This window comes from Epibacterium sp. ABV4_022 (assembly GCF_056159345.1).
The window spans coordinates 3,194,547-3,219,234 of sequence record NZ_JBSWVA010000001.1 but is presented as its reverse complement, the minus strand read 5'-3'; the positions used below and the strand labels follow the sequence as shown (position 1 = coordinate 3,219,234).

Sequence of the window (24,688 nt, the reverse complement as noted above, 5' to 3'; positions counted from 1 at the left end):
GTGACCCCGGAGGGTCAGCCGGTGCCGCTGCGGGTGTCGGCACCCGCCTCTGCGTCGTCTTCGTCTGCGGGGGGCATTGCGGCCTCCTCCCAGGTGGCGGGGGCGTCCGCGCTCATGGGGGCGTCGATCTGGAACCGCGCTGTCACCTGCGTCAGCGTGTTGGCCTCGCTCTGCAGCAGCTGGCTGGCGGCCGAGGCCTCTTCGGCCATGGCGGTGTTCTGCTGGGTCACGGCGTCAAGCTCGCGCATGGCGCTGTTGATATCCTCGAGCCCCTGAGACTGGTGCTGGACACCGCCGGCAATCTCGGACACCAGGTCGCTCACATCCGTGACCTGCTGTATGATGCTGGTCAGGGCGTGGCCGGCGCGATCCACCATCGAGACCCCATTGGCCACATGTTCTTCGCTTGCCGTGGTGAGGGCCTTGATCTCGCCTGCGGCTTCCGACGCGCGGCGCGCCAGATTGCGGACCTCGGATGCCACAACCGCGAACCCCGCCCCGGCAGATCCGGCCCGAGCGGCCTCCACCCCGGCATTCAGCGCCAGGAGATTGGTCTGAAAGGCAATATCGTCGATCATGTTGATGATCTTGGAAATCTCGGCAGAGGCCTGCTGGATCTGATCCATGGCCGCAACGGCAGAGCGGACGACCTCGTTGCTCTGTTCCGCTTCGCGCCGGGTGCCGCGCATGGTGGTATCGACCTCGGTGGCCTTTTCCGCCGTGTCGCGCAGGCGCTTGGTCAGATCTTGCATTGCGGTTGCGGTCTTTTCCAGCGTCGCGCCCTGGCTTTCCGTGCGTTCTGCCATCTCATTGGCGGCGGCGCGCTGCTCCTGCGAGAACCGGTCGACGTGCTGCGCCGCATCGACCACCTCGCGCAGGGAGTGGCGCAGGTTTTGCAGGCTGCGATTGTAGTTTTCCCGCAGGGTTTCATAATGCGCGGCAAAGGGGCGCTGGATTTCACAGACAAGATTGCCGTCTTGCAGGTCCGACAGGGCCTGGCTCATTTCCTCGACAACAAAGTCGGTCTCCTGCCGGGCTTCGATTTCGCGGGCGCTGGCCTCGTCCGCTGATTTGAGCTTGTCCCGGAAGGTATCCAGGCTGCGGGCCAGATCCCCGAACTCATCGCCGCGTCGCAGGCCGGTGATCTCGACATCATAATCCTCACTCGCAAGCGCGTTGGTGACGTCCCGCAGGCTGTGGATCGGCCGTGTGACCCGATTGGCAGCCGCCCAGGATACGCCAATGGACACCACGATCGAGGCACCAATCAGTGTCAGCACCAGGGTGCGGATGCGATTCACCATGGCAAAGGCGGTTTCCGCATCGGTCTCCATGACCAGGGACCAGTCAAACCCCTCGAGGTCCATGGGGATGACCACCGCGGTCGCATGCTCGCCGGAGGCGGTGATGACATCTTCGAACTGTCCGGCGGTTCCGGCGCGCGCGGCGGCGATATGCGGTGCGTCGGGCAGGGGGGCCAGCATCTCGAAGGCGTCCGGCACCACGCTTGGGCTGCGGGCGACGCCATCCGGGCTGACCAGGAAAATATTCTCATGCCCGCGATCACTGAGGTTTGCGGTGAGTGCGGCTTGCACCATATCGGTGGCGATCCGAACCGCGATCACACCAACCGATGCCCCGCGTTTGTTCAGAACCGGCGAGGCCAGGAAGGCATCGTTGCTGCCCACCGGGCTGTAGGGTTCAAAGTCTGCGGCCACCACGGTGCCGGGTTCGGCGTCCAGGGCCGCGGCTGCCACCCGGGACAGTGCGCTTCCTGACAGCACGTCCCCCGTGATGTCTTCGGCAAAATCAGCCCGCTTGCGGGTGGAATAGACCACAAGCCCGGCCGGCGTGATCAGATAGATATCGGCATAGCCATTCAGCTCTGCGGTTTGGACAAAGGTCGGGTGATAGGTCACATGGGATTGCGTGTAATAGGAGCCATCGCCGGGATCGACCAGATCTGCCCGCTGCTCAATGGCATTGGGGTTGTCGGCAACATAGTGCTGCTTGAGGAAGCCGATCGGGTCGTCATCCTCGATCATGCCGATGACCCGTTCGAAGTTGTTCATCGCGCGGAAGGTCGTCGGCTGGGCGGCAAGGTTGGCGACATCCCGTTGCGCCGCGCCAATGCTGAAGGCCAGGGCCTGGGCCCCCGCTTGCGCCTTGGAGGCCTGCGCCGTTGCGACATTCTCGCGAATGCTGCGATCTGCCAGTGTGTAGATCAGAAAAGAGACCGTGATCACAAAGGCGACCGTAAGCGCCACCATCAACAAGGGCAGTTTCAACTTCAGTGACACGGTTGAGAATTTAGGCACCACGTTGGGGTCTCCTTCGTAAAAGGCAGCGCACGACGCAACTATTAATGCCGGAAAAACGCTAATTTTGTGTTCGCAGGGCGTTTTGTATATATTTCAGCTGCTTATGGAGATTTTACGGGGTGTCGGATGGGCGCGACGTGCCATTTTGCGACAGGCAGACCTGGGCGGGGGCCATGCAAGCCCGTGGCGATCACGAACAGCGGTACCACAAGGAGAGGGCAGCGTATCATGCCAGCTATGATCGATGCAATGCGATCAGCGATACTGTGGCAGCGGGGTCTGTTGCTCAGGTCGGGAATGCACAGCCATAGCAGTCTTGGCGCCGCTGCGCCTTTGCCATGCCATATATCTGGGAAGGGTGGTAGCGGAGGAGGGACTTGAACCCCCGACACGCGGATTATGATTCCGCTGCTCTAACCAACTGAGCTACTCCGCCGCTCGCTGTGTGGAGGCGATTTACGGAATGCCGCCGAGAGGGTCAAGGGCGAAATCAGCCAGAACCGGATTTTTGCAGGTTTTTTTTATTGCCGCTGTGTTTTGTTCATATTTTACAAAAGGATGGCTATGGGGCTGCGCGCAGTTGTTCTGTTGGTGGCAAGGGGTCTGCAGCCTCCAGATCACTCAGGTCCGGGCGGTCGAGCCGATCAAGGAGGGCAAAGACCTTCTGGCGGCAGGCCTCTCCGGCCCAATCGGCAGGATGAAAGCGCGGAGGCAGGCACGGGTGGCGCAGCGCGATGCGGCGCCAGCGATGTACGATCAGGGTGCGCAGGCAGGCGCGGCGCAGGGGGTCCAGCTCCGGCGGCTGGCCGAGCGGTGAAAGCGCCGCGTTCAGCGCCGCGCAGCTGCGGCGCAGGGGGGCAGGGAACAGGTCATCCTGAAGCCAGGCGGGCACCTGCGCAATGTCGGCCCGTACCACAAGCATGTCCGACCGGGACATGGTGTCGGCGCCGGACGCAAGGCCAACCTGTCGATTGACCCGGATCAGGTGGTCGGGCGAGGTTTCCGAAAGGTGGTCCAGATGCTCCAGCCCTTCGGAGGTGCCAGCGACCAGAAGGTGCCAGTCCTTTGCGCTGCAGGGGGTGCGTGCATAGATGCGCGGCGTGACGTGTGCGGATTGGGCGCGACCATGCGGTGTCAACGCATGGCGAGACCCGCGGCCCTTGCGCTCGCTGTCGGTCCAGCCATCCTTGCGCAAGCGGTGCAGGGCGACGCGGATGGCCTCAGGCTTGATGCCGAGCGGGGTGATCACCCGGGTCAGCGCGGCGCTGCTGATACCGGCGTCCTCGTCCTGCGCCATGTCACCGAGAAAGGAGATGATGATGGACCAGACCCTCTGGCCCTGCGGCTCTGCAAGCGCCGACAGCGCAGTGGAAAACCAGTCATGTGCGTCCAATGTCATGGGATCACGATAGGGGCTGGCGCGGTGCAGCACCAGCCCCATCACAACATGGTGGCCTCACATGCAGGCGGGTGCGCTCAGAACGCAACCATCGTCAGCAGCTCATATTCCGCCACCAGTTCGTCGTCCTGATTGGTGAGCGTCACGTGCCAGCGGATCTCGCCATATTCCTCGTTGCGCGGGGTCTTGGCCTTGACAGTGAGGCGCACCTTGATGCTGTCGCCGGGGACCACCGGTTTCATGAACCGCAGGTTGTCGAGGCCGGTGTTGGCCAGAACCGGACCCTCGTCCGGCTGCACGAACATGCCCGCAGCAAAGGACAACAGCAGATAGCCATGTGCGACGCGGCCCGGGAAGAACGGGTTCCGTTCGGCGGCGGCGTCATCCATGTGGGCATAGAACGTATCACCCGTGAACTGCGCAAAATGCGCGATGTCGTCGCTGGTCACAGTGCGCGGTGCGGTGTGAAGCGTCTCGCCAATGGCCAAGTCGCCAAAGCGACGGGTGAAGGGATGCGCCGGGCCGGTGGTCTCTGGGCTGCCGGGCACCCATTTGCCGGTAATGGCCGAGAGGATCTCGGGCGAGCCCTGTACCGCGGTGCGTTGCATGTAGTGTTTCACCGCACGCACACCGCCCAGTTCCTCGCCGCCGCCCGCGCGACCGGGGCCGCCGTGCACCATATGGGGCAGGGGAGAGCCGTGGCCGGTGGATTCCTTCATGGAGGTGGCGTTGTTGATATAGACCCGCCCATGGAAGGCCGCGATATTCAGCGTCACCTCACGCGCCACCGCAGGGTTGGCAGTGATGAGCGAGGCCACGAGGGAGCCTTGGCCGCGATTGGCCAGTTCAGCGGCATGCGCAAGGTCGCGATAACCCATCACGGTGGAGACGGGGCCAAAGGCTTCGGTGTCGTGCACGTGGCGCGCGGCGTCGGGGTGCGCGCAATGGAACAGCATCGGCGGCACGAAGGCACCCTTGTCCTTGTCGGCGCCCTCAACGGTGAAATTATCGGGGTCGCCAAAGACGCGGGTGGCTTCGGTTGCGATCTTGGCGGCTTGCTCCAGCACATCACGTTTCTGCGCGGCCGAGACCAGAGCGCCCATACGGGTGCTGTCGGCGCGTGGGTCGCCAATGGTGATTTTTGCCAGCGCGGTGCTCAGCCCTTCGATAACGGCGTCAACCTGTGTGTCGGGCACGATGATGCGGCGGATGGCGGTACATTTCTGCCCCGCTTTGGTGGTCATTTCGCGCTGCACTTCCTTGAGGAACAGGTCGAATTCCGCGCTACCGGGGACCGCGTCGGGGCCGAGGATCGACGCATTGAGGCTGTCTTGTTCCGCGACGAACCGTACGGAGTTTTCAACGATTGCAGGCGTTTGGCGCAGCTTCAACGCGGTTGCGGCAGATCCGGTAAAACTCACCACATCCTGACAGGTCAGCCGGTCCAGCATGTCGCCAATGCCGCCGCTCACCAGCTGTAGCGCGCCCTTGGGCAGAAGGCCGCTGTCCAGCATCAGGCGCACGGCGGCCTCGGTGACGTAGCAGGTGGCGGTGGCCGGTTTTACAATGGCCGGAACACCGGCGAGCAGGGTGGGGGCGAGCTTTTCCAGCATGCCCCAGACCGGGAAGTTGAAGGCGTTGATATGCACCGCAACACCGGGAAGCGAGGTGCAGATGTGCTGGCCCATAAAGCTGCCGTGGCGCGACAGTTGCTCGACCGCGCCGTCTGCATAAACCGTGCTGTCGGGCATCTCGCGCCGCCCCTTGGAGGCAAAGACAAACACCGTGCCGATGCCGCCGTCCACGTCGATCAGATGGTCCTTTTGGGTCGCGCCAGTGTCAAAGCTGAGGTCATACAAGTCCTGTTTGTGGGCGTCCAAATGCTGCGCCAGCGCCTTGAGCATGCGGGCGCGGTCATGGAAGGTCATGGCGCGCAGGGCGGGGCCGCCTGTCTCGCGGGCGTAATCGAGCATCGCTTGCACATCGAGCGTGGCATTGCCTGCGCGGGCGATCACCTCTCCGGTGATGGCAGAGGCAATCTCGCGTGCGCTGTTGTCCGGTGCGATCCATTCTCCGGCGGCAAAGCTCGCCACATCTTTCGGGCACATGTCTCGGGTCTCCCTGAAGTCTGTTGTGCAACGTGCCTGCGCCCGGTTTCGGGGCGGCCCATTTTCCTGATCAGATATATTGACCGTCCGGTCGGTTTATGCAAGTCTTTTCCCAATCGGGCGCTGGATCGCCCGCCGTGGGCGAGAGGGGAGGCATCATGGAGCAGAGTATTCTGACACAGGATCACGGGACGTGGTGCGAGATCACGCTGAACCGCCCGGATCGGCTCAATGCGTTTACCGATGAGATGCATCTGGCCCTGCGTGCCGCACTGGAAGAGGCGCGTGATAGTGGCAAGCGGGCGCTCTTGCTGACGGGCGCGGGGCGGGGTTTTTGCGCGGGGCAGGATCTGTCGGCGCGTAACCCGGATGCGGCGGCTGGTCCGGTGGATCTGGGCTACACGGTGCGCACGTTTTATGCGCCGCTGGTGAACCTGATCCGCGCGTTGGAGTTTCCGGTGGTCTGCGCGGTGAATGGCGCGGCGGCAGGGGCGGGGGCAAACCTGTCGTTGGCCGCAGACATCGTGCTGGCAGCGCAGAGCGCGAAGTTCATCCAGTCCTTTGCCAAGGTCGGGCTGATCCCCGACACCGCCGGCAGCTACCACCTGCCGCGCCTGCTGGGCGAGGCCCGCGCCAAGGCGCTGGCGCTGACCGGAGAGCCTCTGAGCGCCGAACAGGCCGCCGACTGGGGGCTGATCTGGAAATGCGTCGCCGATGATGTGCTAATGACCGAGGCGCGCGCCCTGACGGCCAAACTCGCCGATGGGCCGACGCTGGGGCTGAGCCTGACCAAATCGCTGATCCAGACCTCGGGGGCCTATACGCTGGCCGAGCAGCTGGAACGCGAGGCGGATGCGATGAAAACCTGTGGCGAGAGCGCGGATTACGCCGAAGGCGTGCGGGCATTTCTTGAAAAGCGCCAGCCGGTGTTTCGAGGGGAATAAGCCATGACCATGACCGCAAAAAACCGCGCCGAGAAATCCGCCGCTGCCATGTGGGCCGACGATCAGGCGTCCAAATGGGCCGGTATGGGCATCGAACGTGTCGACGAGGGCAGTGCCGCGCTGGCCCTGACCGTCGAGGCGCATCACTGCAACGGCCATGGGATCTGCCATGGCGGTGTGATCTTCATGCTCGCCGACAGCGCCTTTGCCTTTGCTTGCAACAGCCGCAATCAGGCGACGGTGGCGCAGCACAATATGATCAGCTTTATCGCGCCGGGACGAAAAGGTGACCGGCTTCTGGCCGAGGCCCGCGAGGTCTCGCTCACTGGGCGCAGCGGTATCTATGACGTGAGCGTCAAAAATCAGGACGGACAGCTGATTGCAGAAATGCGTGGCTGCTCGCGCGCCATCAAAGGGCATCTGTTTGAGGAAACCGATGCGCCTATGCCCCGCGATTAAGCGGCACCAGGACTATCCCGCGACGGAGGACGCCAATGATAGATTTGACACCCAACCGGTCAGACCTTGACCCGATCGAGATCGCGTCCATCGACGAGATCCGCAGCCTGCAGCTGGAGCGCCTGAAATGGTCGCTGCGCCATGCCTACGACAATGTGGCGATGTACAAAGCGCGGTTCGATGCGGCCGGGGTACACCCGGACGATCTGCAAGAGCTGTCGGATCTGGCGAAGTTTCCCTTCACTACCAAGGGTGATCTGCGCGACGCCTATCCTTTCGGCATGTTTGCCGTCCCGCGCGAGCAGATCCTCCGTGTGCATGCGTCTTCCGGCACCACGGGCAAGCCCACGGTGGTGGGCTACACGCAAAAGGACATCGACACCTGGGCGGACCTTCTGGCGCGGTCCTTGCGTGCGTCCGGTCTGCGGTGCGGCGATATGGTGCATAACGCCTATGGCTACGGGCTGTTTACTGGCGGGCTTGGTGCGCATTACGGCATTGAGCGCCTCGGCGCGACGGTGGTGCCGATGTCGGGCGGCCAGACCGAAAAGCAAGTGACGCTGATCGAGGATTTCCGCCCCGACGGCATTATGGTGACGCCGTCCTACATGCTGAACATCCTCGAGCAATATCACCGTATGGGGATCGATCCGCGCAGCTCTTCACTGAAGGTTGGCGTCTTTGGCGCGGAACCCTGGACCGATGCCATGCGCCGCGAAGTCGAGGCGGCCTTTGATATGCATGCGGTCGATATCTACGGCCTCTCGGAAATCATGGGGCCGGGCGTTGCCAATGAATGTGTGGAGACCAAGGACGGGCCGGTCGTCTGGGAGGATCACTTCCTGCCGGAAATCATCGACCCGGAAACCGGCGCGGTGCTGCCGGATGGCGAGTTGGGTGAGCTGGTCTTTACCACTCTGACCAAGGAAGGCCTGCCGATGGTGCGCTACCGTACCCGCGACCTGACCCGCCTGCTGCCGGGCACGGCGCGTTCGATGCGGCGGATGGCCAAGATCACCGGGCGGTCGGATGACATGATCATCCTGCGCGGTGTCAACGTGTTCCCCAGCCAGATCGAAGAGCAGATGCTGACGGTGGAGGCGCTCGCGCCCTACTACCAGATCGAGCTTTACAGCAAGGGCCGCATGGACGCGATGCGCATCCATGTCGAGGTCTTGCCAGCGGCCACCGCACCCGAACAGCGCGAGGCCTGCACCAAGCAGCTGGCCAAGCGGATCAAGGATATCGTTGGCATCTCGGCAGAGATTTCGGTAGGCGAGCCCGGCAGTGTCGAACGCTCGCAGGGCAAGGCGCGCCGCGTCGTCGACAATCGCGAGAAAGGATAGGCGCCCTTGGCCCGGACCATTGCCAAAGACCACGACCAGAAGCGCGCGCTGATCCTGTCGGCCTCAGCGCGGCTGTTTGCCGAAGAAGGCTATGACCGGGCCTCGATGACCCAGATCGCGCGGGCCTGCGGGATCTCCAAGGCGAATATCTACCACTATTACGAGGGCAAGGACGCGCTGCTGTTCGACCTGCTGGACAGCTACCTGCGCAGGCTGCGGGATCGGGTCTGTCAGATGGACCTGAGCGATCTGGACCCGGTGGCGCGGCTGAGACGTATCCTGACAGAGGTGCTCTTGGCCTATGAGGGGGCGGATCACGAGCACAAGGTGCAGCTCAACGCGATCTCGGCCCTGCCGGACCCACAACAGGAGCATCTGCGCGCCTATCAGCGTGAAATGGTGAAATTCATGAGCGCCGCCATCCGCGACGCCGCACCCGAGACGCTTGGTGCGGACAAAGGCAAGCTGCGCGCGGTCACCATGTCCGTCTTTGGCATGCTGAACTGGCATTACATGTGGAATGCCGATGCCGACACCGAAGACCGCAAAGGCTATGCCGAGCTTGTCGCGCGCCTGACGCTCGAAGGGGTTGCGGGGCTTTAGGCTGCCGTCGCAGCACATCGGCAAGAGCTTGCTTGCGCCATGGCCCTTCTGGCCAAAAGCTTGGGAACATTCCGCGCCGCCCTACGTTTAGTCAAGGACGATTAACCATCACAGGGGTGGGGTTGAGGCGTATGTGGCGGCGATGGCCCTGCGTGGTTTCGGCCCTGTCTCCCCGGGAAATCAGAGAGGAGATGGGATTATGTCTAAGACTTCTGGCGTTCTTGCGGCGCTCTTTGCGGCCAGCGTGTTTGTGGCGGGCTGCTCCGACAATCAGGACATCAATGCGGTGACCGGCGCCTTGGCCGGTGCAGCAGTGGGCAATCAGGTCGGCTCCGGCAGCGGCAAGACCGCCGCGACCTTGATCGGCGGCGCCGTGGGCGCGCAGGTGGGGGCAAACGCGCCGCGTCAATGTACCTATCGCAACAGCGCAGGTCAGACCTACAAGGCCGCCTGCCCGTAACCTGTCTGGACCAAGACCAGATGACAGCAGCCGCTCCGACAGGGGCGGCTGTTTTTTGTCGCCCACTATGCAAAGGCGATTGCAGCGGAACAGGATTGCAACAGAAAAAGCCCCGGCGCAGTGCCGGGGCAGATCGTTTTCGGGGCTGGTTGTCTGGGGTTACTGCCGGGACGCCAGCAGCGGTGTAATGCGGCGCACGGTGACACGCCGGTTGGCGCGTTCCGCGTCGAGCACGGGCACCGCCAGATCGCTTTCGCCATAGCCCTGAATGACCATGTTTTCCGGCGGCACGTCAAAATACTCGGTCAGCGCCAGCGCCACGGTTTCCGCCCGGCGATCTGACAGCGCGAGGTTGTAGGTCGCAGCCCCCACCGCATCGGTGTGGCCCTCGATCAGGAACACCTCGGTCGGATTCTTCTCGACCATCTGGCGCAGCGCATTGCCAAGGTCCGTCAGCTCTTCGGCCTGCTCCGGGCGGATCACCGAGGAGCCGGTCTCAAACGTCACCTTGTCGACATTGATCTCCGGCACCAACCGGCGCACCGCATCAATGTTGCGCACCTGTGCCAGCGAGAAACGACGGTCAACGCCTTCGGGCTGTTGTGCCGCAAGCGCTGCGGCGAGATCCTCGGCGGAGATACTGCCATCGGTTGCGAAGGCGCTCCGGCGCGGTGCCGCCTCGGGCAGGTCGGTCACCACGACCTTTTCGGCCTGTTGCGTGTCATCGAACAACACCACCGTGCGGCCATCGGTCAGGGTCTTGCTGCGGCGCAACACGCGGCCATCAGCGGCGCGGATGGTTTCCACCTCAATGCCGTCCTCGCGCGTGACCACGGTGCGGGTGGAGCCGTCCTTGAACTGGTAGGTCTTCACGTTGGAGCCGGGTTGGCGCAGCAGGGCGTCGTCATTTTTGATGACGCGATACTGACCGTCCTGTTCAACGACCGCGCGGTCGCCGCTGTTGGAGACCACGGTTTCACCGGATTTCAGCAATTGGCCAACTGCAAAGGCGCCAAGCCCCAAGAGCGCGGCCTTTTCCAGTTTGGACAGGCCATCGTCTTTATCGGCTTCTGCGCTTGGCGCGGCGGGGGCGGCGTCTTCGGTCGCGGCGGTCTCGTTCACCTTGGTGTCGAATTCCTCCGCAGAGCTGCGCGCGGTGTCTTCGGTCACGGTCTCTTCCATCACCTCGGCCTCCGCGTCATCCCCTGCGGCTGCTGCTGCGGTGGTTTCGGTCTGGGTTTCCGCCAATGCGTCGGCTTGTTCCTGACTGTTGCGTTCGGTGACTTCGGGGTTGTCAACCGGAGCACTCTCGGCCACCTCAGCCTCAGCCTCAGCCTCAGCCTCAGCCTCAGCCTCGGTGGCGGCGTCGGTGTTTTCAGTCGCCAGTTCCTCCGCTAGGGCTTCAGCGGTCTCATCGGTGGTTGGTTCTGCTTCAACTGCGGCTTCGGCGTCAGTCGCAGCGCTTTCGGCTTGATCGGCCTCGGCAGATTGCTCTGCCTCTGCGGGCTCGGTTTCAGCAGTGCTGCCAGTCGTCTCGGCGGGGGCGGTGGTGTCTTCAGCCTCCGCAGTAGCGGCGTCATCAAGGGGCGCTTCTTGCACATCTCCCTCGGCCTCTGCTTCCGGTGCGGCCTCTGCCGCCTCTTCCAGCTGCTGTTCGAGGTCGCTCACTTCCTCAGCGGCCGGTGCCAAGGCCGACAGAATTGAGCCAGACTGCAACTCCACCGGCAGCGCCTCATCATAGGTGCCTTCACCATATTCTGCGCAGAACGCGGCAATCGGGTCAGTCCCTTCGGCCTCTGCATCCGCCTCGGCGCCTTCTCGGCAGCGCTCCACAAGTGCAGCGATTTCGGTCTCGCTCATCTGGCTGAGATCGAATGCTGCGTCGCCTTCAGTTTGGGCCACGACCGGCATCGGTGCCGCCAGCGAGGTAATGACGGCCAATGCGGTGGCCGATCTGAATAATCCCGGTTTCATTGCGCGTCCTTTCCTGTGTCAGCACATGACTGTTACTGAAGAACGCAGGAACCGGACAAAAGTTGCATCACATAAACGTAAGGGCCACCCTCTGGGCGGCCCTTGGCGTGTTCGGACGGCAGTGTTGCGGGGTCAGATTTCGACCGGCGCAACCATGCCGACGATGTCGTAGGTCTTGCGCAGGATCGGTACGGTGATCTCGCGTGCGCGCTCCGAACCCCGAGCGAGGATCTTGTCGATTTCGTCCTGATTTTCCATCAACCGGGCCATTTCGGTGGTGATCGGCGCCATTTTTTCAACCGCGAGATCGGCCAGCATCGGCTTGAATTCCGAGAACTGCTTGCCCCCCACATCTGCGAGAACCTGATCCACCGATTGGCCGGACATGGCCGCGTAGATGTTGACCAGGTTGCGGGCCTCCGGGCGGTCCTCCAGCCCTTTTGCTTCCGAAGGCAGGGCCTCGGGGTCGGTCTTGGCCTTGCGGATCTTCTTGGCGATGGTGTCGGCATCATCGGTGAGGTTGATGCGGCTCGCATCAGAGGGGTCCGATTTCGACATCTTCTTGGACCCATCGCGCAGGGACATCACCCGAGTGGCCGCGCCTTCGATCACCGGCTCGGTCTCTGGGAAGAAGTTCACACCGTAGTCGTGGTTGAACTTGATCGCGATGTCACGGGTCAGCTCAAGGTGCTGTTTCTGGTCCTCGCCCACCGGCACATGGGTGGCGTGATAGACAAGGATATCCGCCGCCATCAGCGCTGGATAGGCCAGCAGGCCGAGCGAGGCATTCTGCTGGTTCTTGCCGGCCTTGTCCTTCCACTGGGTCATCCGCTGCATCCAGCCCATGCGGGCGACACAGTTGAAGATCCATGCCAGTTGCGCGTGCTCCGGTACCTGGCTCTGGTTGATCAGAATGGATTTTTCCGGATCAAGCCCGGCGGCGATAAACCCGGCGCACAGCTCACGGGTGGCCTTTTTCAGATCAGCCGGGTCCTGCCAGACGGTGATCGCATGCAGGTCGACCATGCAGTAGATGGACTCCACATCCCGCGCTTGCCAGTCGACGAACCGCTTCAATGCACCGAGGTAATTCCCCAGATGCAGATTGCCCGAAGGCTGGATGCCTGAAAAGACACGCGGGGTGAAGCTGGTTTCGCTCATCGTCGAAAACTCCCGTCTGGAATTATGCACCATCGTCGCTTACCCATGGCGCAGAGTATCGTCAACAGGCCTAGACCCGCAGAGAGCGCGAGAGAGCGCCGGAGAGCAGGACCAATGCAAGATCCAAACCAATCCCCCTTCAACGCGCTGCCACCGGTGGTGGTGGCGCTGGTGATCGTGATCCTCGGGATCGAAGTGGTGTTCACGCTCGGCGCGCGCGGCCTGATTGGCGGGCCGGAGGCGGTCGGCTGGCGATTGAGCGCGCTGCAGGAATACGGCTTTGGCGCGCAGTATTTCTGGTGGATGTGGGAGAGCGGAACCTGGCCCTTTGACCTGCTAAAGCGCTTTGTCACCTACGCTTTTGTGCATGGGGTTTTTACCCAGACGATCTTTGTCTGCGTGTTCCTGCTGGCCATGGGCAAGATGGTGGGCGAAGCGATGGGAGAGATTGCCGTGGTGCTGATCTTTCTCGGCTCTGCCATCGGCGGGGCGCTGGCCTATGCGCTCTTGGTGGGGGGCAATGTGGCGCTGATCGGGGGCTTTCCGGCGGTCTACGGGCTGATTGGTGGGTTTACGCATCTATTATGGCTGTCGCTTGCGACCGTGGGGGCGCAGCAATATCGGGCGTTCTCCCTGATCGCCTTCTTGATGGGCATTCAGCTGCTCTTTGGCCTGATCTTTGGCGGCAGCCCCGAATGGGTGGCCGACCTCGCGGGCTTTGGCACCGGATTTATGATGTCGTTCTTTCTGGTGCCCGGCGGGTGGGCGCGGATCTTGCAGAAACTGCGTCAGGAACGGTGATGGGGTGGGGCCCCGCGGTCAGGCTTTGCCGCGCCGCAGGGCCGATCTGAACTCCGACAGCCTGAAGGCCCCGATGATCTGGCCGATGGCGAAATAGGCCACCGCACCGATTACGATCAGCGCCAGCAGGGCGAGGTAGCGCCAATAGGCCGTCGCCAACGCGGGGCCGAGCAGCGCGGCGGCGGCGAACAGCACAGCGCCCATGGCGACAGCGGCCAGCACGATGCGCAAGCAGCGGCGTTGAAAGCGCGCGTCAAACTGCGCTGCCGCGCCCATGCGTCGTGCGCCAAGCCAGAGTTGAAGCACCATCGCCCAGCCCGCCGCCGGGGCGGCGATGGCCGGGGCCAGCCAGCCAAAGACAGGTTGCAATCCCACCGCAAGAACCGCGTTCACCACCATCGCCACAAGCGCGTAGTGAAACGGGCTGCGGGTGTCTTCGCGCGCAAAATAAAGCGGTTGCAGCACTTTTTGCAGCACAAACGCCGGCAGCCCTGCGCCGTAGATGGCCACGGCCATGGCAATCGCTGCCGTATCCTGCGGCCCCGTTGCGCCACGCTCATACAGGACAGAGACCAGCGGCACCGGAATGGCGATAAAGGCAACTGCGGATGGGATCGTCAGCAGCAGGGAGAACTCGCCCGCGCGCGACAGCGCATCCTGCGCGCCCTGATCGTCTCCGGCCCGCAGGCGGCGCGACAGATCGGGCAGCAAGACGATGCCCACCGCGATGCCCACCACGCCAAGCGGCAATTGATAAAGCCGATCCGCCAGCGAAAGCCAGGAAACCGCACCGGCGTAGCTAGAGGCAACTGCCTGACCCACCACCAGATTGACCTGCGTCACCCCCATCGCGAGGGCGGCGGGCAGGGCGACGCGCACCAGTTGCTTCATCTCGGGGGTGAGGCGGGGCAATCCGGGGCGCAGGGAGATACCCGCACGTGCGGCGGCGCTCCAGACCAGCGCCAGTTGCGCAATGCCTGCAAAGGGGATCACCCAGACCAGCCAGTCGATCACCGCTTGTCCCAGCAAGGCGCCCGCGATCATTGCGGCGCAGGCGAGGATGTTCAACAGCACCGGCGCCGCCGCCGCTGCCGCAAAGCGCCCGGTGGCATTCAGAACGCCGGAAAACAATGCGGCCAGCGACATGCAAAGGATGTAGGGAAAGACGATGCGGCCATAGCCCACGGTCAGATCGAACCGCGCATCTCCGTCAAAACCACCGGCGGTCAGCAGCACCAGCGCCGGCATGAACACCATGCCCAATGCCGTCAGCAACAGAACCGAGGCGGCAAGGAGGTTGAACGCATCCTGAGCAAAGCCCTGCGGGTTCTCATCCGCCTCCCAGCGTTTGGCAAACATCGGCACGAAGGCCGCGTTGAACGCGCCCTCGGCAAAGAACCGGCGGAACATGTTGGGCAGGCGGAAGGCGGCGTAAAACGCATCCCCCAGAACACCGGGACCGATATAGGCGGCGATCAGGATTTCACGCATGAAGCCCAGAACCCGGCTCGCCAGCGTCCAGAATCCGACTGTCATAAAGCCGGACATCAATTTGATCGGCTTCATGTATCGGCCCGCTTTGCACCGTCGATGATGGCTTCGCGCAGTTTTTTCTCAAGCGACTGCTGCTTGGCTGCGGAGTGGTATTTCAAACCGAACATGTCCTTGACGTAGAAACTATCCACCACCTGTTCGCCATAGGTCGCAATGACCGCATTGGCGATATAGACATTCGCCGCCGCCAAAGTGCGCGCCAGATCATAGAGCAGGCCGGGGCGGTCGCGGGTGTCGACCTCGATGATGGTGTAGATGTCGGAACCGTCGTTATCAAAGGTGATATGGGTCGGCACTCGGAAGGCACGCTCGCGCTTCTTGATCTTGTCGCGCGATTTCAGCGCGTCGCGGGCGATGACCTCACCATGTAGGGTTTTCTCGATCATGTTGCGCAGGCGGGGCAGGCGGGAGGCTTCGAACGGGTGGCCATCGGCATCCTGAATCCAGAAGGCATCGGTCACAAACCCGTCCTTGGTGGTGTAGCTGCGGGCATCGACCACATTGGCCCCCACCAGCGCCAGCGCGCCCGCGATACGGGCAAATATGCCCGGATGGTCCGGCATCACGAAACAGGCACGGGTGGCGTCGCGGTCCTCGTCCGGGTGCAGGCGCACCAGCATGGCCGAAGGGTCATCCAGCCTGTCGATCTCGCGCAGCATCTCGGCAAAATCCACATGCGCGGTGACATGCAACCCCTGCCAATAGGGCGGATAATGGCGGGCGGTTTCGCGTTTGACGGCGGATTTTTCCCAGTCGGGCAGGGCCTTGCGCAGGCGTTTCTTGGCCTCGGTGCCGCGATGCTCGCGGTTAAAGGCCTCGAGCCCGTTTTCCATCGCATCGCGCGTCTGATTGTAAAGCGCGCGCAACAGCACCGCTTTCCAGTTGTTCCACGTATCGGGGCCAACGCCACGAATGTCGCAGACCGTCAGCAGCAGCAAGAGATCCAGCCGTTTGACCGTCTGCACCGCCTTGGCAAAATCGCGCACCGTGCGTGGGTCGGCAATGTCGCGTTTCTGTGCGGTATCCGACATCAGCAGATGGTAGCGCACCAGCCATTCCACCGTCTCGGATTCGGATTTGTTGAGCCCCAGCCGAGGCGCGACCTTGCGGGCGATCTGCGCGCCAAGAATGGAGTGGTCCTGCGGACGTCCCTTGCCGATGTCATGCAGCAGCATGGCGATGATCAGCACCTTGCGATTGACGCCCTGTTTGATCAGCGAGGACGACAGCGGCAGTTCGTCCTCCAACTCGCCCCGCTCAATGGCAGAGAAGTTGGAGATCACCTGGATCGTGTGCTCATCCACCGTGTAGGAGTGATACATGTTGAATTGCATCATCGCCACGATCGGCTCGAACTCCGGGATGAAGGTCGACAGAACGCCAAGTTCATTCATGCGCCGCAGCACGCGTTCCGGGTTGCCGTGTTTCAGCAAAAGGTCGATGAAGATCCGTCGCGCATCCGGGTTGTTGCGCATCTCGTCATCAATCAGATCCAGGTTGCCGCGCACCAGCCGCATGCTGTCGGGATGCAGGAGCAGGCCGGTGCGCAGGGCCTCTTCGAACATGCGCAACAGGTTCAGCTTGTCCTGCAGGAAACTCTCGGGGTCGGCAATTTCCAGACGGTTGTGATTGATCTTGTAGCCGGGCTTGACGCGCGGTTTGCGCCGGAAGATGCGTTCCAGCAGCGGTTCGCTCTTGAGCTGGCTGTCTTCGAGTTTGGAGAGCAGGATGCGGGTCACATCGCCCACTTGCGTGGCGTGGCGGAAATAATCCTGCATGAAGACCTCGACCGCGCGCCGGCCGGAGGTGTCCTGATAGCCCATGCGCTCGGCGACTTGCACCTGCATGTCAAAGGTCAGTTGCTCGGTGGCGCGCCCGGCACTCAAATGCAGATGTGCCCGCACGGCCCAGAGGAAGTTTTCAGCCTTTGCAAAGAAATCAAATTCTTCGGGGCGAAACAGGCCAAGGGGCACCAGTTCGGCCACGTCCTGCACCTTGTAGAGATATTTGGCGATCCAGAACAGCGATTGCAGATCGCGCAAGCCGCCTTTGCCCTCCTTGACGTTGGGCTCCACCATGTAGCGCTCGCCCTGCTTCAGGTGGCGCGCATCGCGTTCGGCCAGCTTGGCGTCGATGAACTCGGCGGCGTCCTTGGCAAAGAGATCCTTTGCCAAACGTTCTTCCAACTCTGCCGCGAGGGGGCCGTGACCGGCCAGAAACCGGTGCTCCAGCATGGCGGTCCGGATGGTGAAATCCTCGGAGCCGAGGCGGATGCAGTCCTTGATGGTGCGGCTGGAATGGCCGACCTTCAGCCGCAGATCCCACAGGATGTAGAGCATGGATTCAATCACGCTCTCCGCCCAGGCGGTGATTTTGTAGGGGGTCAGGAACAGCAGGTCGACGTCGGAAAACGGCGCCATCTCACCCCGGCCATAGCCCCCGACCGCAAAGACAGAAATCCGTTCACCTGTCGTGGGGGTGGCGATCGGGTGCAGCACGTCCACCGCCGCAGTCAGTGCCGTCGTCACCAGCCCATCGGTCAGATAGGTATAGGACCGCGCGAGCTCCCGGGCGGCAAAGGGCTGGAGTTCAAAGGCCTCGGCAATGGCGCTGCGCCCGGCCTGGTTGGCCTCGCGCAACAGCGCCACCACGGCGGCGCGAAACTCGGCCCCCTGCACCTCCTGAGACAGTTCATGCACCCGGGCGCGGATCGCGTCGGTGTCAAAAATCGCACTGGGGTCGCAGATCAGCGACCCCAGAGGTTCAGGAAGGATTTTGGTGTTGGCGTCCGCCGGTTCAGGAACCGGCTCCGGGGAAACTTCTGGGCGCTGGGTCAATGATGACGACTTTCTGATCCTGGATCGTGGCAACGGCAAGGCCGCGTTCATTGGTGCCATCCGGGCGCAGGCGGAAAATACCACCGGTGCCCTGGAAGCCCGCGGGCTGGGTCAGGGCAGCGCCGGTGAGGGCACCGGAATTGCCGGCGCTGACAAGCGCGCCGATCGCGGCGATCCCGTCATAGGCGAGGCCGCCGATGGGGTGCGGGGCTGCACCATAGGTGGACTGGTAGCGCGCCCGGAAGGCTTCGGTCTTCTGCGGGTCGGGCAGGGCGAACCAGCCGTTCTGCACGCCGGGCAGCTCCAGCGTCTGGGCGGGAATGTCCCAACGGGTGAGGCCCATGTACTGCACGTCGGTGGTCTTCACGCCGGCCTCGGGCAGCAGCTGCGTCAGCAGCGGCAGCGCACCTGCGGTGGTGGCGGTCATGAACATGACATCCGCGTTGGACTGGCGCACGCTGTTGGTAATGGTCGGAACCGCGTTGATGACGCCTTGCTGCGACAGGTCGTAGCTCACATTGCCGGCCAGCGTCATGCCGCTTTGAACGGCGGCCTGCTGGATGGCCGAGCGGCCCGCCTGGCCGGCGGCATTGTTGCCGGAGACCACGACCATGGTGCGTTTGCCCTGACGGGCTGCATATTGCGTCAGCCGGTTGGCGGAGTTGTCGAAGGTGGCGCCCATGACAAAGACATTGCCGCCGGCGATCGAGGTGTTGTTGGAAAAGGCCAGCACGTTGACGCCGCGCTTGGCCGCCGCGATGCCCGCGGCATTGGCGGCTTCGGCGTAGACCGGGCCGAGGATGATGCGCGCCCCGTCCTGCACCGCCTGTGTCGCCACATTGGCGGCGGTCTGCGGGTTGCCGGCGGTGTCGTAGACGCGCAGGTCGACCTGCACACCGTTGAGGTCGGCGATTGCCAGACGCGCCGCATTTTCCAGGCTTTTCGCCAGCACATCATCGCCGCGCTGCGCCGACCCGCGTGGCACCAGCAAAGCAACAGGGACAGGTTTCGAGGTGTTGATGGTCGGTCCCCCGCCGGAAATCGCGCCGGGGTCACAGGCCGCCACAAGGGCGGAGGCCGCTACGGCGGTGGCGGTCAGGACAATCTTGCGGGCCCGATTGAAAACAGCAAACATAAAGCGCATAAACTCCCTGTTCCGGGCTGCGGCGTTATGCATCGCGCACCCGTTTTGGTTCGGGGCGATCATAGACGACCAGAAAAGCGGGTCCAGCGTGAATCATAAAATCGTCAGTTTACCGCCGGGGTTGTACTTCGTCGCAACGCCCATCGGCACCGCACGGGACATCACCCTGCGCGCGCTCGACGTCCTGGCCTCGGCCGACGTGATCGCGGCCGAGGATACGCGCTCCATGCGCAAGCTCCTCGACATCCACGGGGTGCCACTGGGGGACCGCCCCGTCGTGGCCTATCATGACCACTCCGGGGCCGGGGCACGTGCGCGCCTGATGGCGGATCTTGCGGCAGGAAAATCGGTGGCCTATGCGTCCGAGGCGGGCATGCCGATGATTGCCGACCCGGGCTATGACCTGAGCCGGGAGGCGGCGCAGGCGGGCCATCTGGTGACCGCGGCACCGGGGGCCTCTGCCGCGCTTTGTGCGCTCACGCTTGCAGGCCTGCCGACGGATGCGTTTTTCTTTGCCGGGTTCCTGCCTAATGCCAGCGGCGCGCGGCGCAAGCGCCTGGAAGAGGTGGCAAATATCCCCGGCACCCTGGTGTTTTACGAATCACCCAAACGCGTCGCGGCCTCGCTTGCGGATATGGCGGCAGTCCTTGGCGGGCGCGAGGCGGCCCTGTGCCGTGAGCTCACCAAAAAATTTGAAGAGGTCCGCCGCGGATCGCTCGCCGATCTTGCCGCGGGACTTGCCGACGCGCCGGTAAAGGGTGAAATCGTGATCCTCGTGGACCGTCAGCGGGCGGCCGCGGCCAGCGCCGCGGATCTGGAGGCCGACCTGCGCGCGGCGTTGCGGGACAACTCGGTCAAGGATGCGGCTGCCATTGTCGCCGAGGCGCATGGCGAGCCACGTCGCAAGATCTATCAACAAGCGCTGCAGATCGCGCGCGAGGACTGAGGGCGGACAGCATGGGGCAGGGCAAACGGACGACGGGACAACGGTCTCATATCGCAGGCGCTGCCGCCGAGGAGATCGCCATTCGCGCGTATCTCGCCCGTGGGTATGCGGTGGCCGAAACCCGCTGGCGCGGCCCGCACGGCGAGATTGATCTGATCCTGCGGGACGGCGACGGCGTGATCTTTGCCGAGGTCAAGTCGAGTACCACCCGCGACGCAGCCGCCGCCCGTATTAGCCCTGCGCAAATGCAGCGGGTGATGGCCAGTGCGGCGGCCTTCCTCGATGGCGAACCCAAGGGCCAACTCACCGAGGCGCGACTTGATGTGGTGCTGGTCTGGGGCGCGGGCGAGGTGGAGATTATCGAAAATGCCTATGGCCACGGCTGAGCCATTGAACATGGCCCGCGCCTGCGCCATGTATCGATGGTGAAACAAGGGACACATAGTATGAAAATCGCATTTCAGATGGACCCGATCATGGGCGTCGACATTAACGCCGACAGCAGCTTTCGCCTCGCCGAAGAAGCCCAGAAGCGCGGGCACGACCTGTTTTATTACGATCCCGATCAACTGGCCTATCAGGAAGGGCGCATTACCGCGCGCGGTCAGGACATGGTGGTGCAGCGCGTCGCCGGCACCCCGGCCACGCTGGGAGAGATGCGCGAGGTCGATCTGGCGGATTTCGACGTGGTCTGGCTGCGCCAGGATCCGCCGTTCGACATGCACTACATCACCGCGACCCATCTGCTTGACCGGCTGAAGGACGTGACGCTGGTGGTGAACGATCCCTTCTGGGTGCGCAACTACCCGGAAAAACTGCTGGTTCTGGACTTCCCGGAGCTGACGCCGCCGACCACCATCGCCCGTGATCTGGACACCATCAAGGCGTTCAAGGCCAAACATGGCGATGTGATCCTGAAGCCGCTCTATGGCAATGGCGGGGCCGGCGTGTTCCGGCTGGATGCCAATGATCGCAACCTGTCGTCGCTGCATGAACTGTTCACTGGTTTCAGCCGCGAGCCGCTGATTGTGCAGAAATTCCTGCCGGATGTGTCCAATGGCGACAAGCGGGTGATCCTTGTGGATGGCGAACCGGTCGGCGCGATCAACCGCGTGCCTGCGGCGGGGGAAACACGCTCCAACATGCATGTGGGCGGGCGGCCCGAAAAGATCGGCCTGACCGACCGGGACCTTGAAATCTGCGCCGCGATCGGCCCGCTGTTGAAAGAGCGCGGCCAGGTGTTTGTCGGCATCGACGTCATCGGCGACTACCTGACCGAGATCAACGTGACCTCGCCCACCGGCATTCAGGAACTGGAGCGGTTCAACGGCGTCAATATCGCCGAAAAGGTCTGGGAGGCGATCGAGGCGCGCCTCGCGTGAGCCGCGCACTTGATCTGCTGGTGACCGGGTTGCGCCATGTGGCGCGGCCCCGTCTGCTGTCCGTAAAAGAGCCACAGGTGGCGCGCGCCGAGTTCGAGCGCATGTCGCGGCTGGCGTTCCGGTCGCCGCCCCATCTGTGCCATATCCGGGATCGCGCCGGGCTGGACCGCATCCAGTGTGGCCGCTGTGCGCCCGGCAAGATCGTGCTTTTCATCCACGGTGGCGGCTACATCGCCGGCAGCCCCAAAAGCTACGCCGCGATGCTGGGGCGGTTGTCGCTGCTCTCCGGGCTCGAGATCTGTGCCCCGGATTATCCGCTGGCACCAGAGCACCCGGCTCCGGCGGCTTTTGACGCCGCCGTTGCCGCCTGGGAGCATCTGATCGCGTCGGGCTATGCGCCCGCTGATGTGGTGCTGGGCGGGGATTCCGCCGGGGGCGGCGCGGCGCTGGCACTGCTGTCGCATCTGTGCCGCAAGGGCACCCCGCCAGCGGCCCTGTTTGCCATGTCGCCCTGGTGTGATCTGACCCTGAGTGGCGATAGCCTGACCCGCAATGCGGATCGCGATCCCTTCCTGCCCGCCGCGCGCATCCGGGAACTGGTGGACTATGTCCTGCCCCCGGGTATGGAGGCCGCCGATCCGCGTATCTCGCCGCTGTTTGCGGACTTTCCGGACTGTCCACCAGTGTTGCTGCACTATGGCGAGACCGAGATCCTGTTTGACGATTGCCGCCGCATGGCCGCGCGGCTGCGCGCATCTGGTGCGGCGGTTTCGGAGGACGTGCATTCCACAGCGCCCCATGTCTGGCACCTGTTTGATGGCTGGATACCGGAAGCCCGCAGATCGCTGTGCGATATCGCCTATTTTGCACGCATGTCGCTGTAATCCACGGGGTTAGTGCGGCAACCGGTAGGACAGCGCCTCGGCGACGTGATCGCGCGCGATGTCGGGCGTGGCATCGAGATCGGCAATGGTGCGCGCCACCCGCAACACCCGGTGATAGCCGCGTGCGCTGAGGCCAAAGCGCTCGGAGGCCTGCATCATCAGGGCGCGGCTGTCAGCGTCCAGACGGGCGATCTCTTCCAGTATTCGCCCTTCTGCATCGGCATTCACCGTGGCCCCGTCGCATCCCGCGTAGCGGTCGGCCTGAATGGCACGGGCCTGCGCGACGCGATCTGCGACGGTGGCAGAGCTTTCTCCGGGGCGGCTGCGCTCCAGATCGGCAAAGGCCACGGGCTCCACCTCGATCCGCAGATCGAACCTGTCCATCAGCGGGCCGGAGATGCGCCCCATGTAATCAGCGCCGCAGGCCGGGGCGCGCGGGCAGGCGCGGGCGGGATCGGTCATGTAGCCGCAGCGGCAGGGATTGGCGGCCGCCACCAGCATGAAACGGCTCGGATAGCGCACATGCGCATTGGCGCGGGCTACCATCACATCGCCGGTTTCCAGCGGTTGGCGCAGGGTTTCCAGAACCGCGCGGGCAAATTCGGGCAGCTCGTCCAGAAACAAGACGCCATTGTGCGCAAGGCTGATTTCGCCCGGTTGGGCCCGCCGCCCGCCGCCGACGATGGCCGCCATCGAGGCAGTGTGATGCGGCGCGCGATAGGGGCGGGCACGGCTGACGCCTCCGGCCTCGATCAGGCCACAGATGGAGTGGATCATCGACGTCTCCAGCGCCTCCTGCGGGGTGAGCGGCGGCAGGATCGACGGCAGGCGGGCGGCCAGCATGGATTTCCCGGCCCCCGGCGGGCCGCTCATCAACAGGTGGTGCCGTCCGGCGGCGGCGATCTCCAGCGCCCGGCGCGCGACCTGCTGGCCTTTGACATCCGAGAGATCCTTGTCCGGAGGACCGTCGATCACCTCGCCGGGCTGTGCGGGTGTGATGACGCTCTGGCCGGTGAAATGGCGGATCACATCCGACAGGGACGCGGCCCCGATCACGGTTGTGGCCTCCACCCAGGCGGCTTCGGCGCTGGAGCCCCTGGGGCAGAGCAGGAGCCGATCCTGTTCCGCAGCCGCCAGCGCGGCGGGCAGGGCGCCGGTGATTGCGACCAGGGTGCCGTCCAGCGACAACTCGCCCAAAGACAGGGTTTCATTGGCCGCTTCGGGAGGCAGGATTTCCAGCGCCGCCAGCAGGGCCACGGCGATCGGCAGGTCAAAATGGCTGCCCTCCTTGGGCAGGTCCGCAGGTGACAGGTTGATGGTGATCCGTTTGGAGGGCAGGGCGATGGACATCACCGCCAGCGCCGAGCGCACCCGGTCGCGCGCCTCGCTCACCGCCTTGTCCGGCAGGCCGACGATGGAAAAGGCCGGAAGTCCCGGTGCGACAGCGCATTGGACCTCGACCGGGCAGGCCTCAACCCCCTGAAATGCAACAGTTTGAGCGCGTGAAATCATAGCTGCCCCCAGAGACACCCCGAATGAGGTGCTCAGGGAGCAGCATTGGAAATCGTGGTTACTGATTGGTTAAAGGGGCCGTGAAGCCACCGCGAAATCGTGCGCGGCCCGGTTCAGAGCACCCACGGCCTGCGGTCCAGGTCCAGCTGGTAGGGCTCCGGATCATAGGTCACCTCGCGTGCGGCCTCTTGCCAGGACAGCACAGCCGGATCGCGCAGCAGTTCGACACAATAGGCGCGGGTTTCGGCCGAGACTGGCAGATCATAGCCGATGATCCGCGCCGCCACGGGAGTATAGAACACATCCGCCAGGCTGTAGGTGCCAAACAGCGGGCCGCTGGCGTGACCGGAGATCTCACGCGCGTGGGCAAATAGCGTCTCGATCCGCCGCAAATCCGCCAGCACCGCGTCCGAGGGCTGAAACCCCTGCCAGATATGGCTGAGCTGCATCGAGCAATCGCTGCGCAGGGCGGTGAACCCCGCGACCATCTCGGCACAGAGCCAGCGCGCGGTGGCCCGATGTGCGGCCTCCCGGGGCCACAGGCCCGCGTCCGGGTGCCGCTCGGCCAGGGTTTCGGCCATCGCCAGGGTTTCGCCGACCACGGTGCCGTCGGGCAGGGTCAGGGTCGGCACCAGCCGCGCGGGCGCAAGCGCGGCCATGTCCTGTGCCATGGTTCCGGAATACAGTCCCACCATGCGCACCGCGTGCGGCAGAGAGAACTTTTCGAGCATGAGCCAGCCGCGCAAAGACCAACTGGAATACATGCGATCACCGATGTAGAGTGTGTATGTCATGGCGTGATCCTACGGGGCACACGGCGCATCAGTAAAACGAATATTTGCGCGACAACGTA

General features: G+C 63.7%; 20 protein-coding genes and 1 tRNA gene. 10 read left to right on the top strand and 11 right to left on the bottom strand.

Annotated elements, in window-relative coordinates; translation table 11 throughout:
* Nucleotides 1–14 precede the first annotated feature (14 nt).
* The 4 genes from ACXAF5_RS15255 to paaZ all read right to left on the bottom strand — a co-directional run bounded on the left by ACXAF5_RS15255 (nucleotide 15) and on the right by paaZ (nucleotide 5,828).
* Entirely contained in the window at nucleotides 15–2,270 is a 2,256-nt protein-coding gene (locus tag ACXAF5_RS15255; RefSeq protein WP_474947841.1) for a methyl-accepting chemotaxis protein, read from the bottom strand.
* A gap of 410 nt (nucleotides 2,271–2,680) precedes the next feature.
* A tRNA-Met gene (locus tag ACXAF5_RS15250) sits at nucleotides 2,681–2,757 on the bottom strand.
* Nucleotides 2,758–2,883: 126 nt separating this feature from the next.
* A complete protein-coding gene (locus ACXAF5_RS15245; protein WP_474947243.1) occupies nucleotides 2,884–3,720 on the bottom strand; it encodes a PaaX family transcriptional regulator C-terminal domain-containing protein in 837 nt (278 codons plus the stop codon).
* A gap of 77 nt (nucleotides 3,721–3,797) precedes the next feature.
* The gene (paaZ, locus tag ACXAF5_RS15240) at nucleotides 3,798–5,828 is read right to left on the bottom strand and encodes a phenylacetic acid degradation bifunctional protein PaaZ (protein ID WP_474947242.1); all 2,031 of its coding nucleotides are present in this window, start codon (nucleotides 5,826–5,828) and stop codon (nucleotides 3,798–3,800) included.
* 158 nt (nucleotides 5,829–5,986) lie between these two features.
* Here paaZ and paaG point away from each other — a divergent pair, with 158 nt between their 5' ends.
* From paaG to ACXAF5_RS15215, 5 genes are all read left to right on the top strand, one after another.
* Nucleotides 5,987–6,772 carry a 2-(1,2-epoxy-1,2-dihydrophenyl)acetyl-CoA isomerase PaaG gene (gene paaG, locus ACXAF5_RS15235; protein ID WP_474947241.1) on the top strand — a complete coding sequence of 262 codons (786 nt, stop codon included), beginning with the start codon at nucleotides 5,987–5,989 and terminating at the stop codon, nucleotides 6,770–6,772.
* A 9-nt stretch (nucleotides 6,773–6,781) separates the two neighbouring features.
* Complete coding sequence (gene paaI, locus ACXAF5_RS15230; RefSeq protein ID WP_474947840.1) at nucleotides 6,782–7,231, top strand: hydroxyphenylacetyl-CoA thioesterase PaaI; 450 nt, start codon at nucleotides 6,782–6,784, stop codon at nucleotides 7,229–7,231.
* 35 nt (nucleotides 7,232–7,266) lie between these two features.
* Entirely contained in the window at nucleotides 7,267–8,577 is a 1,311-nt protein-coding gene (paaK, locus tag ACXAF5_RS15225) for a phenylacetate--CoA ligase PaaK (protein ID WP_474947240.1), read from the top strand.
* Nucleotides 8,578–8,583: 6 nt separating this feature from the next.
* The gene (locus ACXAF5_RS15220) at nucleotides 8,584–9,180 is read left to right on the top strand and encodes a TetR/AcrR family transcriptional regulator (protein WP_474947239.1); all 597 of its coding nucleotides are present in this window, start codon (nucleotides 8,584–8,586) and stop codon (nucleotides 9,178–9,180) included.
* A gap of 199 nt (nucleotides 9,181–9,379) precedes the next feature.
* Complete coding sequence (locus tag ACXAF5_RS15215) at nucleotides 9,380–9,640, top strand: glycine zipper 2TM domain-containing protein (RefSeq protein WP_239322773.1); 261 nt, start codon at nucleotides 9,380–9,382, stop codon at nucleotides 9,638–9,640.
* Nucleotides 9,641–9,799: 159 nt separating this feature from the next.
* Here the strand turns inward: ACXAF5_RS15215 and ACXAF5_RS15210 are convergent, their stop codons facing one another.
* Together ACXAF5_RS15210 and trpS are read right to left on the bottom strand one after the other, a co-directional pair.
* Nucleotides 9,800–11,614 (bottom strand): OmpA family protein, encoded by a 1,815-nt coding sequence (locus ACXAF5_RS15210; protein ID WP_474947238.1) that lies wholly within the window; start codon nucleotides 11,612–11,614, stop codon nucleotides 9,800–9,802.
* A gap of 132 nt (nucleotides 11,615–11,746) precedes the next feature.
* A complete protein-coding gene (gene trpS, locus ACXAF5_RS15205) occupies nucleotides 11,747–12,775 on the bottom strand; it encodes a tryptophan--tRNA ligase (protein ID WP_239322775.1) in 1,029 nt (342 codons plus the stop codon).
* 114 nt (nucleotides 12,776–12,889) lie between these two features.
* Here trpS and ACXAF5_RS15200 point away from each other — a divergent pair, with 114 nt between their 5' ends.
* Nucleotides 12,890–13,576: a rhomboid family intramembrane serine protease gene (locus tag ACXAF5_RS15200; protein ID WP_474947237.1), complete on the top strand. Its 687-nt coding sequence runs from the start codon at nucleotides 12,890–12,892 to the stop codon at nucleotides 13,574–13,576.
* 18 nt (nucleotides 13,577–13,594) lie between these two features.
* Here ACXAF5_RS15200 and murJ read toward each other — a convergent pair whose 3' ends face one another.
* From murJ to ACXAF5_RS15185, 3 genes are read right to left on the bottom strand one after another with little or no spacing between them, the layout of a single operon-like run.
* Nucleotides 13,595–15,142 (bottom strand): murein biosynthesis integral membrane protein MurJ, encoded by a 1,548-nt coding sequence (gene murJ / locus ACXAF5_RS15195; RefSeq protein WP_474947236.1) that lies wholly within the window; start codon nucleotides 15,140–15,142, stop codon nucleotides 13,595–13,597.
* Nucleotides 15,139–17,967: a [protein-PII] uridylyltransferase gene (locus ACXAF5_RS15190; RefSeq protein ID WP_474947235.1), complete on the bottom strand. Its 2,829-nt coding sequence runs from the start codon at nucleotides 17,965–17,967 to the stop codon at nucleotides 15,139–15,141. Before ACXAF5_RS15190 ends, murJ begins: the two co-directional genes overlap by 4 nt.
* Nucleotides 17,927–19,102, bottom strand: a complete 1,176-nt coding sequence (locus tag ACXAF5_RS15185) for a penicillin-binding protein activator (RefSeq protein ID WP_370645730.1) — start codon at nucleotides 19,100–19,102, stop codon at nucleotides 17,927–17,929. Before ACXAF5_RS15185 ends, ACXAF5_RS15190 begins: the two co-directional genes overlap by 41 nt.
* 97 nt (nucleotides 19,103–19,199) lie before the next feature.
* On the opposite strand from ACXAF5_RS15185, the gene rsmI reads away from it, so the two are divergent.
* From rsmI to ACXAF5_RS15165, 4 genes are read left to right on the top strand one after another with little or no spacing between them, the layout of a single operon-like run.
* Nucleotides 19,200–20,057 (top strand): 16S rRNA (cytidine(1402)-2'-O)-methyltransferase, encoded by an 858-nt coding sequence (rsmI, locus tag ACXAF5_RS15180; protein WP_239322779.1) that lies wholly within the window; start codon nucleotides 19,200–19,202, stop codon nucleotides 20,055–20,057.
* Between the two features lie 11 nt (nucleotides 20,058–20,068).
* Nucleotides 20,069–20,443 (top strand): YraN family protein, encoded by a 375-nt coding sequence (locus ACXAF5_RS15175; RefSeq protein ID WP_474947234.1) that lies wholly within the window; start codon nucleotides 20,069–20,071, stop codon nucleotides 20,441–20,443.
* Nucleotides 20,444–20,503: 60 nt separating this feature from the next.
* Nucleotides 20,504–21,439 carry a glutathione synthase gene (gene gshB, locus ACXAF5_RS15170; protein ID WP_239322781.1) on the top strand — a complete coding sequence of 312 codons (936 nt, stop codon included), beginning with the start codon at nucleotides 20,504–20,506 and terminating at the stop codon, nucleotides 21,437–21,439.
* Nucleotides 21,436–22,323: an alpha/beta hydrolase fold domain-containing protein gene (locus ACXAF5_RS15165; RefSeq protein WP_474947233.1), complete on the top strand. Its 888-nt coding sequence runs from the start codon at nucleotides 21,436–21,438 to the stop codon at nucleotides 22,321–22,323. The genes gshB and ACXAF5_RS15165 overlap by 4 nt, the downstream gene beginning before the upstream one ends.
* A gap of 9 nt (nucleotides 22,324–22,332) precedes the next feature.
* Here ACXAF5_RS15165 and ACXAF5_RS15160 read toward each other — a convergent pair whose 3' ends face one another.
* Both ACXAF5_RS15160 and ACXAF5_RS15155 read right to left on the bottom strand, forming a co-directional pair.
* On the bottom strand, nucleotides 22,333–23,835 hold the full coding sequence (locus ACXAF5_RS15160; RefSeq protein WP_474947232.1) for a YifB family Mg chelatase-like AAA ATPase: 1,503 nt from the start codon (nucleotides 23,833–23,835) through the stop codon (nucleotides 22,333–22,335).
* Between the two features lie 113 nt (nucleotides 23,836–23,948).
* Nucleotides 23,949–24,629, bottom strand: coding sequence for a glutathione S-transferase (locus tag ACXAF5_RS15155; protein WP_474947231.1), 681 nt, complete (start codon nucleotides 24,627–24,629; stop codon nucleotides 23,949–23,951).
* Between the last annotated feature and the right edge of the window lie 59 nt (nucleotides 24,630–24,688).